We start from the raw sequence: 13,777 nt of genomic DNA, 5'->3' as shown, positions 1-13,777 counted from the left end.
CCGCTGGTAGTGTTCCTGCATTCGGCATGACACGCGGACGGGGTGGTTTCTTGAACGACGACGGGCTGACACAGGCAGTGCGGGAGGCCGGGGCGGTGGAGCTGCTGCTGATCCGGCACGGCGAGAGCGAAGGCAACGTGGCCGCCACCGAGGCGCGGCAGGCCGGGGCGGCCGTCATTGAGGTGCCTGCCCGGGATGCCGACGTGAACCTCTCCGACACCGGGCAGGAGCAAGCCAAGGCCCTGGGCGCAGCCCTGGCCAGGATCACCGAGGAGTTCCGGCCGGATGCCGTGGTCTCTTCGCCCTACGCGCGGGCCCTGCAGACAGCGGAGATCGCTGTCGAAACGGCCGGCTGGCCGGTCAAGGTGCGCACGGACGAACGTTTGCGTGACCGGGAACTCGGCATCCTGGACCGGCTCACCCGGCTGGGTGTGGAGCAGCGGTTCCCGGAGGAAGTGGAGCGCCGGGAGTGGCTGGGCAAGCTGTATTACCGGCCGCCCGGCGGGGAATCCTGGGCCGATGTTGCACTCCGCCTGCGTTCTGTCCTGGCTGAGCTGAACAACCTGGGCCAGGGGCACCGGGTGATGCTGGTCTGCCACGACGCGGTGATCATGCTGTTCCGGTACGTGCTGGAAGGTATGGCTGAGCGGGAGATCCTGGACCTGGCGGCGAGCACTTCAATCCTCAACGCGTCGCTGACCCGGTACGTCCGTCCGTCCGGCGAGGGCCCCTGGATCCTGGAGAGTTTCAACGTGGCGGACCATCTTGCCGAGCACGGCGTGACGGTTACCGAGCACGGCGGGGATACCAGTGTCCACCCCAAGTGATGCGGCATCGCCCACCCTGGTGACGCCGTCGCTGCTGCGCGACTGGCCGCTGCCTGCCCCCGGCGAGGACAAGTACTCCCGGGGATCGGTGCTGGTGATCGGCGGGGCCCGGGCCACTCCTGGCGCCGCCCTGCTGGCGGGTACCGCTGCCCTTCGCGCCGGCGCAGGAAAGCTCACCCTCGCGGTTGGGGAATCCGTCGCGGTCCAGCTGGGTGTGGCGCTGCCCGAGTGCGGCGCGATGGGACTGCCGGAGAACCCGGATGGGTCAGTTACCGGCGAAGGACTGCACCGGATCTCGTCGTACCTGGACCGCGCTGACACCCTCCTGATCGGTCCGGGCCTGGATGACCAGGACCTGGCGGAGGACCTGCTGCATGCCCTGCTTGAGCGGGAGACAGGCACTGGCCGTAAGGACGACGGCGGAGGTCCAGCCGTCGTCCTCGATGCCTATGCTTTGGGCGCCTTGGTCAACGTCGGCGATCAGTTTGAGCCGTGGAAAGGGCGCCTGATTCTCACGCCCAACACCAAGGAAGCTGAGATCCTGCTGGGCCGCGACCTGAAGGACCTGCCCGCGGATGTTGCGGAAATTGCTGACCGGTACCAGGCCGTGGTGAGCTGCCAGGGCCTCATCGCCCGCCCGTCGGGCACAGAAGCGCCGGAGGATTCCGAGCTGTGGAAGATCACCACCGGTTACGGCGGGCTGGGAACATCCGGGAGTGGCGACGTGCTCGCCGGTGCCATCGCGGGCCTGCGCGCCCGCGGAACCAGTGAAGCGCAGGCGGCATGCTGGGGAACGCACCTTCATGCTGCTGCCGCGGACCGTCTTGCAAGCACGCTCGGACCCCTGGGGTTCCTGGCGCGCGAACTTGCGGACGAACTGCCCGCGCTGATGCTGGAGCTCAATACCTGAAGCTGACAGGCGGATGGCCCCCGGATTAACCCGGGGGCCACCGTATCGGGAGGTTCAGGCATAGGCTGCCGGTGCGCACTCAGCGCTGTGGCGTGCATACTCGCGATCCGCCCAAAAGGCAGTCAGCAATTACTCAACCCGACGTCCCGATCCTCTGCTGAAACTAGGCGGCAATCTCCTGCTTTGCCCCCTTCGTCTCAATCTCGATCTTGCGCGGCTTGGCCTTCTCGGCCACAGGGATCCGCAGCGTCAGGACACCGGCGTCGTAACTTGCCTTCACGTTGTCCGTGTCCAGGGTGTCCCCGAGGATCAGCTGGCGGCTGAAGACGCCTAGCGGCCGTTCGGAGGCGATCAACTCGGTATCTGTGCCTGCCGGGTCAGGCCGTTCAGCCCGTACCGTCAGGACATTCCGTTCCACATCCAGATCCACTGAATCCGCTGAGACGCCGGGCAGATCAAAAGCGACAACAAACTCCTGGTCCTCCCGCCACGCGTCCATGGGCATCGCTGCCGGACGCGCTGCCGTGCCGAGGACCTGCTGGGCCAGCCTGTCCAGCTCGCGGAACGGATCGGTTCGCATCAACATGGCTTCCCTCCTCTTATGAGACGGTCCAACACTTCCCACCAGCCGATCTGTATTGGCTGATATAGATTTTTTAGCACCGCCAGAGCAGGTCTGCAAGGGGTTCAGCCACCTGATTTTGAAGATTTTTAGGCCCGTCCCGGATATGGCTGAGGGGCCCTTTCGCGGCGTGCGAAGGGGCCCCTCGGTCAATGGTGCATCAGCTCCGCGTGGGGTCCGGGCGGAGCGGTGCCGGGCCGGGGTCGGGTACCGGAAGGGGCCCCGGGGGCTGCGGTGTGGGGAACGGGTTGGGGCCGGGATGGCCGGGCTGGGCCGGATCAGGCTGATCCGGCCCAGGTTCAGGCGGGAACGGCTCGGGCTCGTGCACTGGCGGAATGGTCATAAACTTCCCCTCTCACGCTGGGCGGATGTGCCTTGGCGTGAACAGGATACGCCTGCCGCCTCAAGCCCACTAGGGCAGGGCGGCGGCACACTCCGCCGCGGTGGAGCCGATCCCCCCGTAGCGAACGCGCCCGCCCATTGTCCGGGGCGGTGGCTATATTGAAGGCATGACCCAGACTCCGCTGCAGGACTCCGCCACCACTGCCACTCCTACGCCGCCGGCAGCCAAGAAAATTCCCACCGAACGTGTCCACCATGGGGACACGTTCCTTGACAACTACGAATGGCTTCGGGACAAGGAGTCTGCCGAGGTAGTGGAGCACCTGAAGGCCGAGAACGCCTACCAGGAAGCGGTTACGGCGCACCAGGAGCCGCTGCGGGAGGCGATTTTCCAGGAGATCAAGGGCCGCACGCAGGAAACTGATCTCTCCGTGCCGCACCGCAAGGACGGCTGGTGGTACTTCAGCCGCTCCGCCGAGGGCAAGGAGTACGGCATCCAGTGCCGGGTCAGGGCCGCGGACACCGAGGACAAGATCGCTGACTGGACTCCGCCGGCAGTGCAGGCCGGCGTAGAAATTCCGGGCGAGGAAATCCTGCTGGACGGCAACGTGGAGGCCGAGGGCAAGCCGTTCTTCTCGGTGGGCGGTTCGGCCGTGACCGTGGACGGCAACCTTTATGCGTATGCGGTGGACAATTCGGGCGACGAACGCTTTACCCTCCGCATCAAGGACCTCCGCACCGGCGAAATGCTGCCCGATGTCATCGAGAACATCTTTTACGGGGTGGCCTTCTCCCCCGACGGCACCCGGATCTTCTACACAGTGGTGGACGATTCCTGGCGCCCGTACCAGGTGAAGGCCCACACCCTGGGCACACCGGTTGGTGAGGACGTGGTCGTTTACCAGGAGGACGATGCCGCCATGTGGCTGGGCTTCGAGCTCTCCTCCGACCGCCGCCATCTGGTGCTGGGCATCGGCTGCTCGGAGTACAGCGAGACCCGCCTGCTCCGCTTCGATGACCCCGCGCAGGAACTCATCACCGTCATCTCCCGCAACGAGCGGGTGCTGTACGAGGCCGAGCCGTTCCTGCTTGAGGGTGAGGAGCGCATCCTGCTCACCCACAACCGCGGTGCGATCAACTCCATGGTCTCTTTGGTGGAGCCGGCCGAGCTCGCCAAGCCGCTGTCCGCGCAGAACTGGATCACCGTCGTCGGGCATTCCGACGACGTCCGCATCAATGGCGCCGGCGTCACCTCCACACACCTGATCGTGTCCATCCGCAAGGACACCATTGAGCGCGTGCAGGTCATCGGTCTTGCCGGCCTGGGCACCCGGAGGCAGGAGGCACCGGTGGAGCCGGCCTTCGACGAGGAGCTCTACACCGCCGGTGTTGGCGGCTCTGATTACGAGGCACCGGTCATCCGGCTCGGCTACACGTCCTACTTCACGCCGTCACGCATCTACGACTTTCTCCTGCCCACGCCGGAGCGGCCCACGGGTGAGCTCCTGCTGCGCAAGGAAAGCCCGGTCCTGGGCGGCTATGACGGCAGCGACTATGTGGCAACGCGGGAATGGGCCACCGCCGCTGACGGGACCCGAATTCCACTCTCGGTACTGCGCCACAAAGCCGTGAAGCAGGATTCGACGGCGGCCGGCCTGGTCTACGGATACGGCTCCTACGAGATGAGCATGGATCCGGGCTTCGGCATCGCGCGGCTGTCGCTCCTGGACCGCGGCGTGGTGTTCGTGATCGCCCACATCCGCGGCGGCGGAGAGCTTGGCCGGCACTGGTACGAGAACGGCAAGAAGCTGGAGAAGAAGAATACCTTTACGGACTTCGTGGACGCCACTGACTGGCTGGCAGCCTCGGGCTGGGTGGACCCGGCCCGGATCGCCGCCCTGGGCGGTTCGGCCGGCGGCCTGCTGATGGGCGCGGTGGCCAACATGGCACCCGAGAAGTACGCCGCCATCGTGGCGCAGGTGCCGTTTGTGGACCCGCTGACCAGCATCCTCGATCCGGAGCTCCCACTGTCCGCTTTGGAATGGGAGGAGTGGGGCAACCCCATTACGGACCCCCGCGTGTACGAGTACATGAAGTCCTACGCCCCCTACGAGAACGTGCGGGAGGTGGCCTACCCCAGGATTGCCGCCGTGACGTCCTTCAATGACACGCGCGTCCTGTACGTGGAGCCGGCCAAGTGGGTGCAGGAACTGCGGAACAAGACCACCGGAACCGAGCCCATCGTCATGAAGATCGAGATGGACGGCGGCCACGGCGGTGCGTCCGGCCGCTACGTGCAGTGGCGGGAACGGGCGTGGGACTACGCCTTCATCGCGGATTCACTGGGTGCCACGGAACTCCTGCCGGGCGCGGGCCTGAAGTAGGACAACCCGTACGACGGCGGGCGCGTCCCGCCGTCGTACGGCCGCCTTGCCATCGGCAAAGGTGCCGGCGTCAGCCCTGCGGATGCTCGACAAGCCACTCGGCCAGGGTTTCAAGGTTGGCGCGCATGGTTCGTCCCTGCGCCCGTTCCACGAGCGGATCGGCCAGCTTGCCAAACACCCCGCCCAACCCGGACGCGGCGTCGATCCGCTGGGTGAGCCGGGTGCCGCCGTTCGCCGGTTCCAGCGTGAACGTTACTGTGAAATCCAGTTTTCCTTCGACGGAGCGGGACATCATGCGTCGTGGTCGATCGAACTCCGCGATCTCGACGGTCCAGTCGAACTGCCGGCCCATGATCTTGCTGGTCCCCCGCCCACGGGTTCCCACCGCCAGGGGCCCCTCCCCAATCTGTCCTGACGAGGTGACGGAGGAATCATAGACCGCGATGTTTTCAAACTTCGACAGGAAGTCAAAAACCTCCTGCGGCGGCCGGTCGATGACGACGCTTTCTTCTACAACAGGCACAGCATTCTCCTTTGAAGGGCACCTGGCGCCGGCCCGGCTCTGCCGGCGGAAAAGGCAGGCACAGCGACAGCTTGGACCGCAGCCCACTTCCTGTCAACGTCAGCGGGGCGTGGCTCCTTGCCCTGACCACAGCCTTTATTTCTCCATCCAATGGGGTATAACGCCGGTTTTTACTTAGGTGAGCCTCAGCTAATACCATCGTCGGATGACCACGCAGCTTGACTTCGCGCGGGTGCCCTTCGCTGCCGAACTTTCGAGCTACGGAGACAGGCCCGCCATCATCGCCGACGGACTGACCCTGACCTACCAGGAGCTGGCCGACCGCGTCGACACGTTTGCCCGGCATCTGGGCACCGACCGGCGGCTGGTGGCCCTTGCCGCGTCCAACGACGTCGAATCGCTGGTGGCGTACCTCGCAGCCCTGGTGTCCGGCCACCCTCTGATCCTCCTGCCGGAAGACAAGCCGGCGGCCCTGGAATCGCTCGTGGCCGCCTACGACCCCGACGTGGTGGTCCGTTCCGGCAACGGGCAGTGCATCCTGGACGAACGCAGACCAGGCACCAAGCACAACCTGCACCCGGACCTTGCGCTCCTCCTCAGCACGTCCGGGTCCACGGGCTCCCCGAAGCTGGTGCGGCTGTCCCACGCCAACCTGCAGGCGAACGCGGATTCCATTGCAACCTACCTGCAGATCACCCCGGACGACCGTGCCGCCACCACCTTGCCCATGTCCTACTGCTACGGGCTCTCGGTCATCAACAGCCACCTACTGCGCGGTGCCGGCCTGGTGCTGACCGGGTTGTCCGTGGTTGACCCATGCTTTTGGGAGTTGTTCCGGCGCGAGCGGGCCACAGCCTTCGCCGCAGTCCCCTATACCTTCGAGCTGCTGGAGCGCGTGGGCTTTGCGGACATGGACCTGCCGGACCTTCGCTATGTCACCCAGGCGGGCGGCCGGATGGCCCCCGATGCGGTGCAGCGCTACGCCGGGCTGGGCCGCCGCAACGGCTGGGACCTGTTCGTCATGTACGGCCAGACGGAGGCAACGGCGCGGATGGCCTACCTGCCGCCTGGCCTTGCCGCGGCCCACCCCGGCGCCATCGGCGTTCCTGTTCCCGGCGGGGTTTTCCGCATCGAACCGGTGCCCGGGCTGGCAGACGGCGAACTGGTATACACCGGGCCCAACGTCATGCTGGGCTACGCCGAAACCCCTGACGACCTGGCACTGGGCCGCACTGTCACCGAGCTCCGCACCGGAGACCTCGCCCGCAAGAACTCCGCCGGCCTCTATGAGGTGTGCGGGCGGCGCAACCGCTTCGTCAAGATCGTTGGACTGCGCGTGGACCTCGGCCAGGTGGAACGCCTCCTGGCGGACCTGGGCATAAAGGCCGCCAGCGCCGGAACGGACCAGGGACTCGTCGTCGCCATCGAGGGGAACCACGACACGCGGCTGCTCACCAAGGTCCTCGCCCAGGGCCTCGGGCTGCCGCGCGCCGCCGTCGACCTCCACGCCGTGGCGGAACTCCCCCGCCTGGCCACCGGCAAGCTGGACTATCCGGCCGTCGCGGCACTGTCCGCAGCCACCGAGCCCGCAACAGGCAACCGCGCCCCGCAGGCCGGCTCAACGGGGCCCGACACAGTACGGCGCATCTTTGAGGAGGCCCTGGAACAAGCGGAGATCGGCGACGACGATACGTTTGTTTCGCTCGGCGGCGATTCCCTGTCCTTCGTGGCCGCGTCAGTTCGGCTTGAGCAGGCGTTGGGGCACCTGCCGCCGGACTGGCACCTCATGCCTGTCAGGGACCTGGAGCCGCGGCCGGACGCCCTTACCGGCAAAGGCTGGTCGCGAAAACCGGCCCGGAAATGGGCTGCCCGCCTCCTTGCCCCGATGGACACCAGCATCGTCCTGCGGGCAGTGGGCATCTTCCTGATCGTCAGCACCCACGTCGGCCTGTTCAACTGGCAGGGCATGGCCCACGTGCTGATCGCGGCGGCCGGATTCAACTTTGCCCGCTTCCAGCTCTCCGGCGGGAGGCTCCCCCGGCTGCGCCGCCAGCTTGCCAGCACGGCACGCATCGCCGTGCCCAGCATGGTGTTTATCGCCTTCGCCTACCTGGCCACGGACCGGTACGGCCTGGTGAACATCGTGCTCCTGAACTCCCTCCTGGGAGAGGAGCAGGTGACAACCCAGTGGCATTTCTGGTTCATCGAAGTGATGGTCTACATCCTGCTGGCAATGACGGCGCTGCTGGCCGTCCCCTGGCTTCACCGCGCGGAGCGTGCGTTCCCGTTCACCTTCCCGCTGGTCCTGTTGGGCGCGGGACTGCTGACCCGGTACGAACTGGTGGAACCAGGGGTGCCTTACACCGTCCCCGCCCTGTGGCTTTTCGCTCTGGGCTGGGCAGTGGCACGCTCACGGAACCTCGCCCAGCGCAGTGCCGTCACAGTCCTTGCCGTCCTGACCGTGCCGGGGTTTTTCGAGGATCCCAACCGGGACCTCACCGTGATTGCCGGCATCCTGGCGCTCGCATGGCTTCCCACCCTTGCGGTACCCCGCGCCCTGAGCCGCGTGGCGGTCGTTCTGGCCAGCGCCTCACTGCACATCTACCTTGTCCACTGGCTGGTGTATCCACTGCTGGCCGGAGTCAGCCTTCCCCTGGCCGTGGCCGCCTCGCTGGCGGCAGGGGCGGCCTATTGGGCCCTGTGCACGGGGATTGTGCGGGCAGCCTCCCGCCGCCGGTCCACCAGGTGAGCGGACGACGGCGGCCGCGTCCCGCCGTCGTACCTCACCTGCCGTCCGCAGGCAGTACCCGGAAAAGCTAACGGTGCTTACTATTGTGGAGCACCCGATTTTTTCCCGGAGGCCGTGAAGGCCCGGACCCACCACAAGGAGCAGGCATGCCGCTACGCAAGGGAACGTCCGTGGAATGGAACACACCGCAGGGCAAGACCCACGGCAAGATCGTGGAAAAGAAAACCAGTGACTTTGAACTGGACGGGCACACCCACCGCGCCAGCGAGGATGAGCCGCAGTATGTGGTGGAGTCCGCCAAGACGGGTGCACGGGCCGCGCACAAGGCCTCTGCCCTCACGGAAAAGGGGTAGCGCGGTGGCCGCGCAGCATGAAGTGGTGATCATCGGCGGGGGCAATGCGGGCGTCTCCCTGGCTGGCCGGCTGGAGCGCTATGGCGTCAAGGACGTCGCGGTCATTGAACCCAAGGACCACCATTTCTTCCAGCCCCTGTTCTCGCACATCGCGGGCGGCCGTGCCCAGGCCACAGAGGCCGTCCGCTCGCAGGAGTCGGTGATGCCGAAAGGCGTGACGTGGATCCGGGACGCCGCGGCGGATGTGGATACGGACACAAACACGGTCACTTTGGCGTCAGGCTCAACAGTGTCGTACGGCCAGCTGGTGGTCTGCCCCGGCCTCCAGTACGACTGGGACGCCGTACCCGGCCTGGCGGAGGCGGTCCATTCGCAGCACGGGGCCTCGCACTACGAGTTCGACCTGGCGCCGAAGGCCTGGACCCTGCTGAGCGGCCTCACCTCCGGCACCGCCGTGTTCACCATGCCGGCAGGTCCCATTAAGTGCGGCGGGGCGAGCCAGAAACCGATGTACCTGGCCTGCGACTACTGGCGGGAGAAGGGCGTACTGGACAACATCCGCGTGGTGATGGTCCAGCCCTACCCCACGGTTTTCGGGGTACCCGAGATTGACCGGGAGCTGGACCGCAAAATTGCGGAGTACGGCATTGAACTGCGGACCAACAGCGAGCTGGTGGCCGTGGACTCCCCCAGCCAAAAGGCCACCATCCGCGACATCACCACCGGCACCGAGGAGAACCTGCACTACGACGTGCTGAATGCTGTTCCGCCGCAGTCCGCTCCGGACTGGCTCAAAGCCACGGATTTGCCGGCAGCCGGGGACGAGGGCGGCTTCGTGGAAGTTGACCGGCAGACGCTGCGGCACATCAGGTTCCACAATGTGTGGTCCCTGGGAGACGCCGCCGGAACCACCAACTCAAAATCCGGCGGCGCCCTGCGGAAGCAAACCATGGTCCTGGCCAAAAACCTGGTGGCCGCGCGGAAGGGTAAGCCGCTGCCCGCGAAGTACAACGGCTACTCCGTGTGCCCTTTCACGGTGTCCCGCGACACGGTGGTGTTCGCCGAGTTCGACGACCGGTACCGGCCCATGCCCACCATCCCGCGGGTGCCCACCTGGAATGAAAGCAAGCTGTCCTGGGTGGTGGACCGGGACATCTTCCCGCAGATCTACTGGAACCTGATCCTCAAGGGCCGGGCTTGACTGAGAGAGCGTCCCGGGAAAACCGCAATTAAGTGAGAGAGCGTCGCGGAAAACCCCACCGAAAGTGAGAGAGCGTCGGTTAGCCTGCCGGGGAGACGACGGCGGCAGTCGCCTCCGCGATCGCGCGTTCCTCGTCCGTGGGGATGACCAGGACAGGGATGGCGGACTGTGGCGTGGAAATGACCCGCGGCTCCCTGGACCGCTCAGCGTTCAGGCCGGCGTCGAGCTCTATTCCCAGGGCGCCGAGCCTGTCCGCCACCAGGGCACGGAACTGGTGCGAGTTCTCGCCGATTCCGGCCGTGAACACCAGCGCCTTCGCTCCGCCCACAGCCACGTGGTAACCGCCGATGTACTTGGCCAGCCGGTAGGACGTGACCGCGAGCGCTGTCGCGGCTTTGGCGTCGCCTGACTCCGCTGCCTCCACCACCGACCGCATGTCATTGTTGCCGGCCAGCCCCTTCAGCCCGGATTCCCGGTTCAGCATGGTGTCCAGGTCCTCCGGCGTCCAGCCTGCCCTGCCCAGGAAGACCAGGATGGAGGGGTCCAGGTCTCCGGAGCGCGTTCCCATCACCAGGCCTTCAAGCGGGGTGAAACCCATGGAGGTGTCCACCGAATGGCCGCCCCGGATAGCGGTGACTGAGGCGCCGTTGCCCAGGTGGGCGATCACGCCGTCGAACTCCTCCACGGGCAGGTCCAGCAGTGCCGCGGCGCGGCGCGTGACGTACTCGTGGGACGTGCCGTGGAAACCGTAGCGGCGGATGCCGTGGTTGGTGTACAGCTCGTCCGGGACGGCGTAGCGCCAGGCGTGCTCCGGCAGCGTGCGGTGGAAAGCGGTGTCGAAGACGGCCACCTGCGGCATGTCCGGCCACTTTTTGGTGATCGCGCGGATGCCCAGGACATTGGCCGGGTTGTGCAGCGGCGCCAGCGGGTTCAGCCGCTCGATGGCGCGGGTGATCTCGTTGTCGATCTGCACCGGCTCCGCGAAGCGCTCACCGCCATGCACCACCCGGTGGCCCACGGCGCCCAGCTCCAGGTCGCCAAGTTCCCGGTGGATGGCTGCGTCCACCAGCTCCAGGGCTTCTGCGTGGTCCCGAGGGCCCTCAATTTCACCGTCCCCGTCGCCGCCGTTGCCCATGCCGATTTTTTCGATCAGCCCCTCAGTCAGGACACTGCCGGCAGAAACGTCCCGGACCTGGTACTTGAGGGAGGACGAGCCGGAGTTGATGACGAGCACGAGCATGTGGGGGCCTCCTGAGCCTTGCTTCTGCGGTTCAAACCCCACTATAGGTTGGGCGTGGCAGGCTGCGGGATTCTTGCGGACCGGGGCGTGCTGCGCCTAGAGTCGGCGGACAGGCAGGACCCGCGCCCGAGAGGACACTTCCATGACGAACGAGCCCACTTCGATCGACGAGAACGACCCCACCAACACAGGATCCAGCAGCACCGCTCCGCTGGATCCGCAGGCGGATACAGATTCCGGCTCAGGCACCAAGGACCCCACCGGCGTCGAGGGTGCCAACCCCGCGCTGGACGACACCGGCAACCCCAAGGCCGCCGAAACCGGTGAGGCGCCGGAAGCTCCCGAAAACACCGAAGACCTGGACCTCACCCCGCAGGGCCTGTCCGACGAGGCGGCCAAGCAGGAGGACCCGGAAAGCCTGGCCAAACCGGACAACAGCTGACCCAAACCAAGGACGACGCCGGCACCCAAGCGGGTCCGGCGTCGTCCTTTGTTTCGGCAAGGCTGGCTAGGAAGCGGGTGCCTGGGCCTGGATGGCCGTAATGGCCACCGTATTGACGATGTCCTCCACGGTGCAGCCACGGGAGAGGTCGTTGACCGGTTTCCGCAACCCCTGCAGGACAGGCCCGACGGCCACCGCACCCGAGCTCTGCTGCACCGCCTTGTAGGTGTTATTGCCGGTGTTGAGGTCCGGGAAGATGAACACGGTGGCCTGCCCGGCTACCGAGGACCCCGGCATCTTGGACTCCGCGATGGAGGCGTCCACGGCGGCGTCGTACTGGATGGGACCTTCAACGGCGAGGTCCGGGCGGCGCTGGCGGACCAGTTCGGTGGCCTGCCGCACTTCATCAACGGCCTCCCCCGCGCCCGATCCGCCCGTTGAGTAGGACAGCATGGCCACCCGCGGTTCCACCCCGAACTGGACGGCGGTCTCCGCTGAGGCCAGGGCGATATCGGCCAGCTGCTCCACATTCGGGTCCGGGTTGACGGCACAGTCCCCGTACACCAGCACACGGTCCGGCATAAGCATCAGGAACACCGAGGATACAATCTTCACTCCCGGGCGCGTCTTCACGAACTCCAGCGCAGGACGGATGGTGTGCGCCGTGGTGTGGGCGGCACCGGAAACCATGCCGTCCACCACGCCCAGCTGGACCATCATGGTGCCGAAGTAGCTGACGTCCTGCATGATTTCCAGGGCCTTCGGCAGGTCCACACCTTTGTGCGCCCGAAGTTCCGCGTACTTCTCCGCGAACTTCAGCCGCAGGTCCGACGCGGCGGGGTCAACGACGGTGATCCCGGACAGGTCGATGCCGTTGGCGGCAGCCAGTTCCCGGACGTCCGATTCAGGTCCCAGCACGGTAAGGTCGCAGACGTCGCGGCGGTGCAGGATTTCCGCCGCCCGGAGGATGCGCACATCCGTCCCCTCGGGCAGCACCACGTGCCGGCGCTGCGAACGGGCCCGCTCAATGAGGTCATGCAGGAAGCGCAGCGGCGTCATCCGCTCGGTGCGGGGCAGGTGCAGCCGTTCCATCAGCTCTGTTTCATCCACCCGGCGGGACCACAGCCCCAGGGCGGAGGCCACCTTGCGGCGGTGCCCCGACCAGATTTCGCTCCGGACCTCCGAGACCCGTCGGGCCGTGGTGTACGTGTCCTCGCCCGCGGCGAACACGGGGAACGGGGCCTGGGCCAGGAGCGGGTAGATGTTGGCGTCCGGCGCCAGCCCGCCGGTGAGGATCAGGGCGGAGGCCACCGGGAATTCGGGCGAGAAGGACGCAGCCAGGCACGCCACCATCACATCCGCCCGGTCACCCGGGACAATCACCAGGGCGCCCTCATCGAGCACGTTCAGGAAGTTGCCCACGTTCATGGCCGCAACCTTGATGTCCTTCACGTCGCGCTCCATGTCCGGCCGCCCGGCAATCTGGCGGACACCCAGGGCAGCAGCCACTTCACCGGTGGTGGGCCGCGCTATCTCCTCCAGCTCGGGCAGGATGTACACCGGCCGCTTGGAGGCACCGGGCTTCACGGCGGCGGCAATGGCGTCCAGGTCCTCCGGGTCTGCCCGGTTCACCATGATGGCCAGCAGCGCACACCGTTCGGCGGCGAGTTCTTTCCTGGCTACCTCGACGGCGGCAACGGCCTCGGCCACTGTCCGCCCTTTGGCGCCCACGACGGCAACCACGGGCGTGGCTAGGTTGTTGGCCAGCCGGGCGTTGAGATCGAACTCGACGGCGGAGTCCTGGCCAACCAGGTCCGTCCCCTCCACGATCACCACATCGCAGTTCCGCGAGATCTCCGCGAAGATTTCCACGCAGCGGGCATCGATCTCGGCCCGGTTTCCTTCTGCAAGGAGCGACCGGACCTCTTCATAGGTCAGGCCGCCGCGGCACCGGTCGTCCTCCAGCGCGAACCGGGACTTCATCAGCGCCACCATGGGATCAGCCGCAGCGTCCGGGCCGTGGACCACGGGCTTGAAGAAGCCGATCCTGTCCGCATGACGGTGGAGGGTGTCCGCCAAACCCAGGGCCACGAGTGACTTGCCTGAGCCTGGAGTGGTTGCGCTGACATAGATGCCTTTGGCCATGGTCCGCCCTTTGTGTGCTGGTGCCGGTCCCTCCATCCT

At 66.5% G+C, this 13,777-nt stretch carries 11 protein-coding genes; 7 read left to right on the top strand and 4 right to left on the bottom strand.

Going from position 1 to position 13,777, the window contains the following annotated elements; translation table 11 throughout:
• The first annotated feature begins 26 nt into the window (after positions 1–26).
• Entirely contained in the window at positions 27–827 is an 801-nt protein-coding gene (locus CXX84_RS16930) for a histidine phosphatase family protein (RefSeq protein ID WP_102977891.1), read from the top strand.
• Positions 811–1,737: an NAD(P)H-hydrate dehydratase gene (locus CXX84_RS16925; RefSeq protein WP_189337634.1), complete on the top strand. Its 927-nt coding sequence runs from the start codon at positions 811–813 to the stop codon at positions 1,735–1,737. The genes CXX84_RS16930 and CXX84_RS16925 overlap by 17 nt, the downstream gene beginning before the upstream one ends.
• Positions 1,738–1,900: 163 nt before the next feature.
• Here the strand turns inward: CXX84_RS16925 and CXX84_RS16920 are convergent, their stop codons facing one another.
• Entirely contained in the window at positions 1,901–2,323 is a 423-nt protein-coding gene (locus CXX84_RS16920) for an Hsp20/alpha crystallin family protein (RefSeq protein WP_102977890.1), read from the bottom strand.
• Positions 2,324–2,868: 545 nt separating this feature from the next.
• On the opposite strand from CXX84_RS16920, the gene CXX84_RS16915 reads away from it, so the two are divergent.
• Positions 2,869–5,085, top strand: coding sequence for a S9 family peptidase (locus tag CXX84_RS16915; protein WP_102977889.1), 2,217 nt, complete (start codon positions 2,869–2,871; stop codon positions 5,083–5,085).
• Positions 5,086–5,155: 70 nt separating this feature from the next.
• Here the strand turns inward: CXX84_RS16915 and CXX84_RS16910 are convergent, their stop codons facing one another.
• Positions 5,156–5,608, bottom strand: a complete 453-nt coding sequence (locus CXX84_RS16910) for an SRPBCC family protein (RefSeq protein ID WP_102977888.1) — start codon at positions 5,606–5,608, stop codon at positions 5,156–5,158.
• Positions 5,609–5,813: 205 nt separating this feature from the next.
• Between CXX84_RS16910 and CXX84_RS16905 the strand changes: the two genes are divergently transcribed.
• The 3 genes from CXX84_RS16905 to CXX84_RS16895 all read left to right on the top strand — a co-directional run bounded on the left by CXX84_RS16905 (position 5,814) and on the right by CXX84_RS16895 (position 9,911).
• Positions 5,814–8,357 (top strand): AMP-binding protein, encoded by a 2,544-nt coding sequence (locus CXX84_RS16905; RefSeq protein WP_102977887.1) that lies wholly within the window; start codon positions 5,814–5,816, stop codon positions 8,355–8,357.
• A gap of 146 nt (positions 8,358–8,503) precedes the next feature.
• The gene (locus tag CXX84_RS16900; RefSeq protein ID WP_102977886.1) at positions 8,504–8,710 is read left to right on the top strand and encodes a DUF2945 domain-containing protein; all 207 of its coding nucleotides are present in this window, start codon (positions 8,504–8,506) and stop codon (positions 8,708–8,710) included.
• A 4-nt stretch (positions 8,711–8,714) separates the two neighbouring features.
• Positions 8,715–9,911 carry an NAD(P)/FAD-dependent oxidoreductase gene (locus CXX84_RS16895; RefSeq protein WP_102977885.1) on the top strand — a complete coding sequence of 399 codons (1,197 nt, stop codon included), beginning with the start codon at positions 8,715–8,717 and terminating at the stop codon, positions 9,909–9,911.
• A gap of 79 nt (positions 9,912–9,990) precedes the next feature.
• Here CXX84_RS16895 and CXX84_RS16890 read toward each other — a convergent pair whose 3' ends face one another.
• On the bottom strand, positions 9,991–11,151 hold the full coding sequence (locus tag CXX84_RS16890) for an acetate kinase (RefSeq protein ID WP_102977884.1): 1,161 nt from the start codon (positions 11,149–11,151) through the stop codon (positions 9,991–9,993).
• A gap of 142 nt (positions 11,152–11,293) precedes the next feature.
• On the opposite strand from CXX84_RS16890, the gene CXX84_RS16885 reads away from it, so the two are divergent.
• Positions 11,294–11,593: a hypothetical protein gene (locus CXX84_RS16885; protein ID WP_102977883.1), complete on the top strand. Its 300-nt coding sequence runs from the start codon at positions 11,294–11,296 to the stop codon at positions 11,591–11,593.
• 66 nt (positions 11,594–11,659) lie between these two features.
• Here CXX84_RS16885 and pta read toward each other — a convergent pair whose 3' ends face one another.
• Positions 11,660–13,738, bottom strand: coding sequence for a phosphate acetyltransferase (gene pta, locus CXX84_RS16880; protein ID WP_102977882.1), 2,079 nt, complete (start codon positions 13,736–13,738; stop codon positions 11,660–11,662).
• Positions 13,739–13,777: the final 39 nt, after the last annotated feature.

It is taken from the genome of Arthrobacter sp. AFG7.2, from assembly GCF_002892835.1.
Classification (GTDB): domain Bacteria; phylum Actinomycetota; class Actinomycetes; order Actinomycetales; family Micrococcaceae; genus Arthrobacter.
The sequence above is the reverse complement of the archived record's forward strand: the minus strand, read 5'-3'. Positions and strand labels throughout refer to the sequence as shown.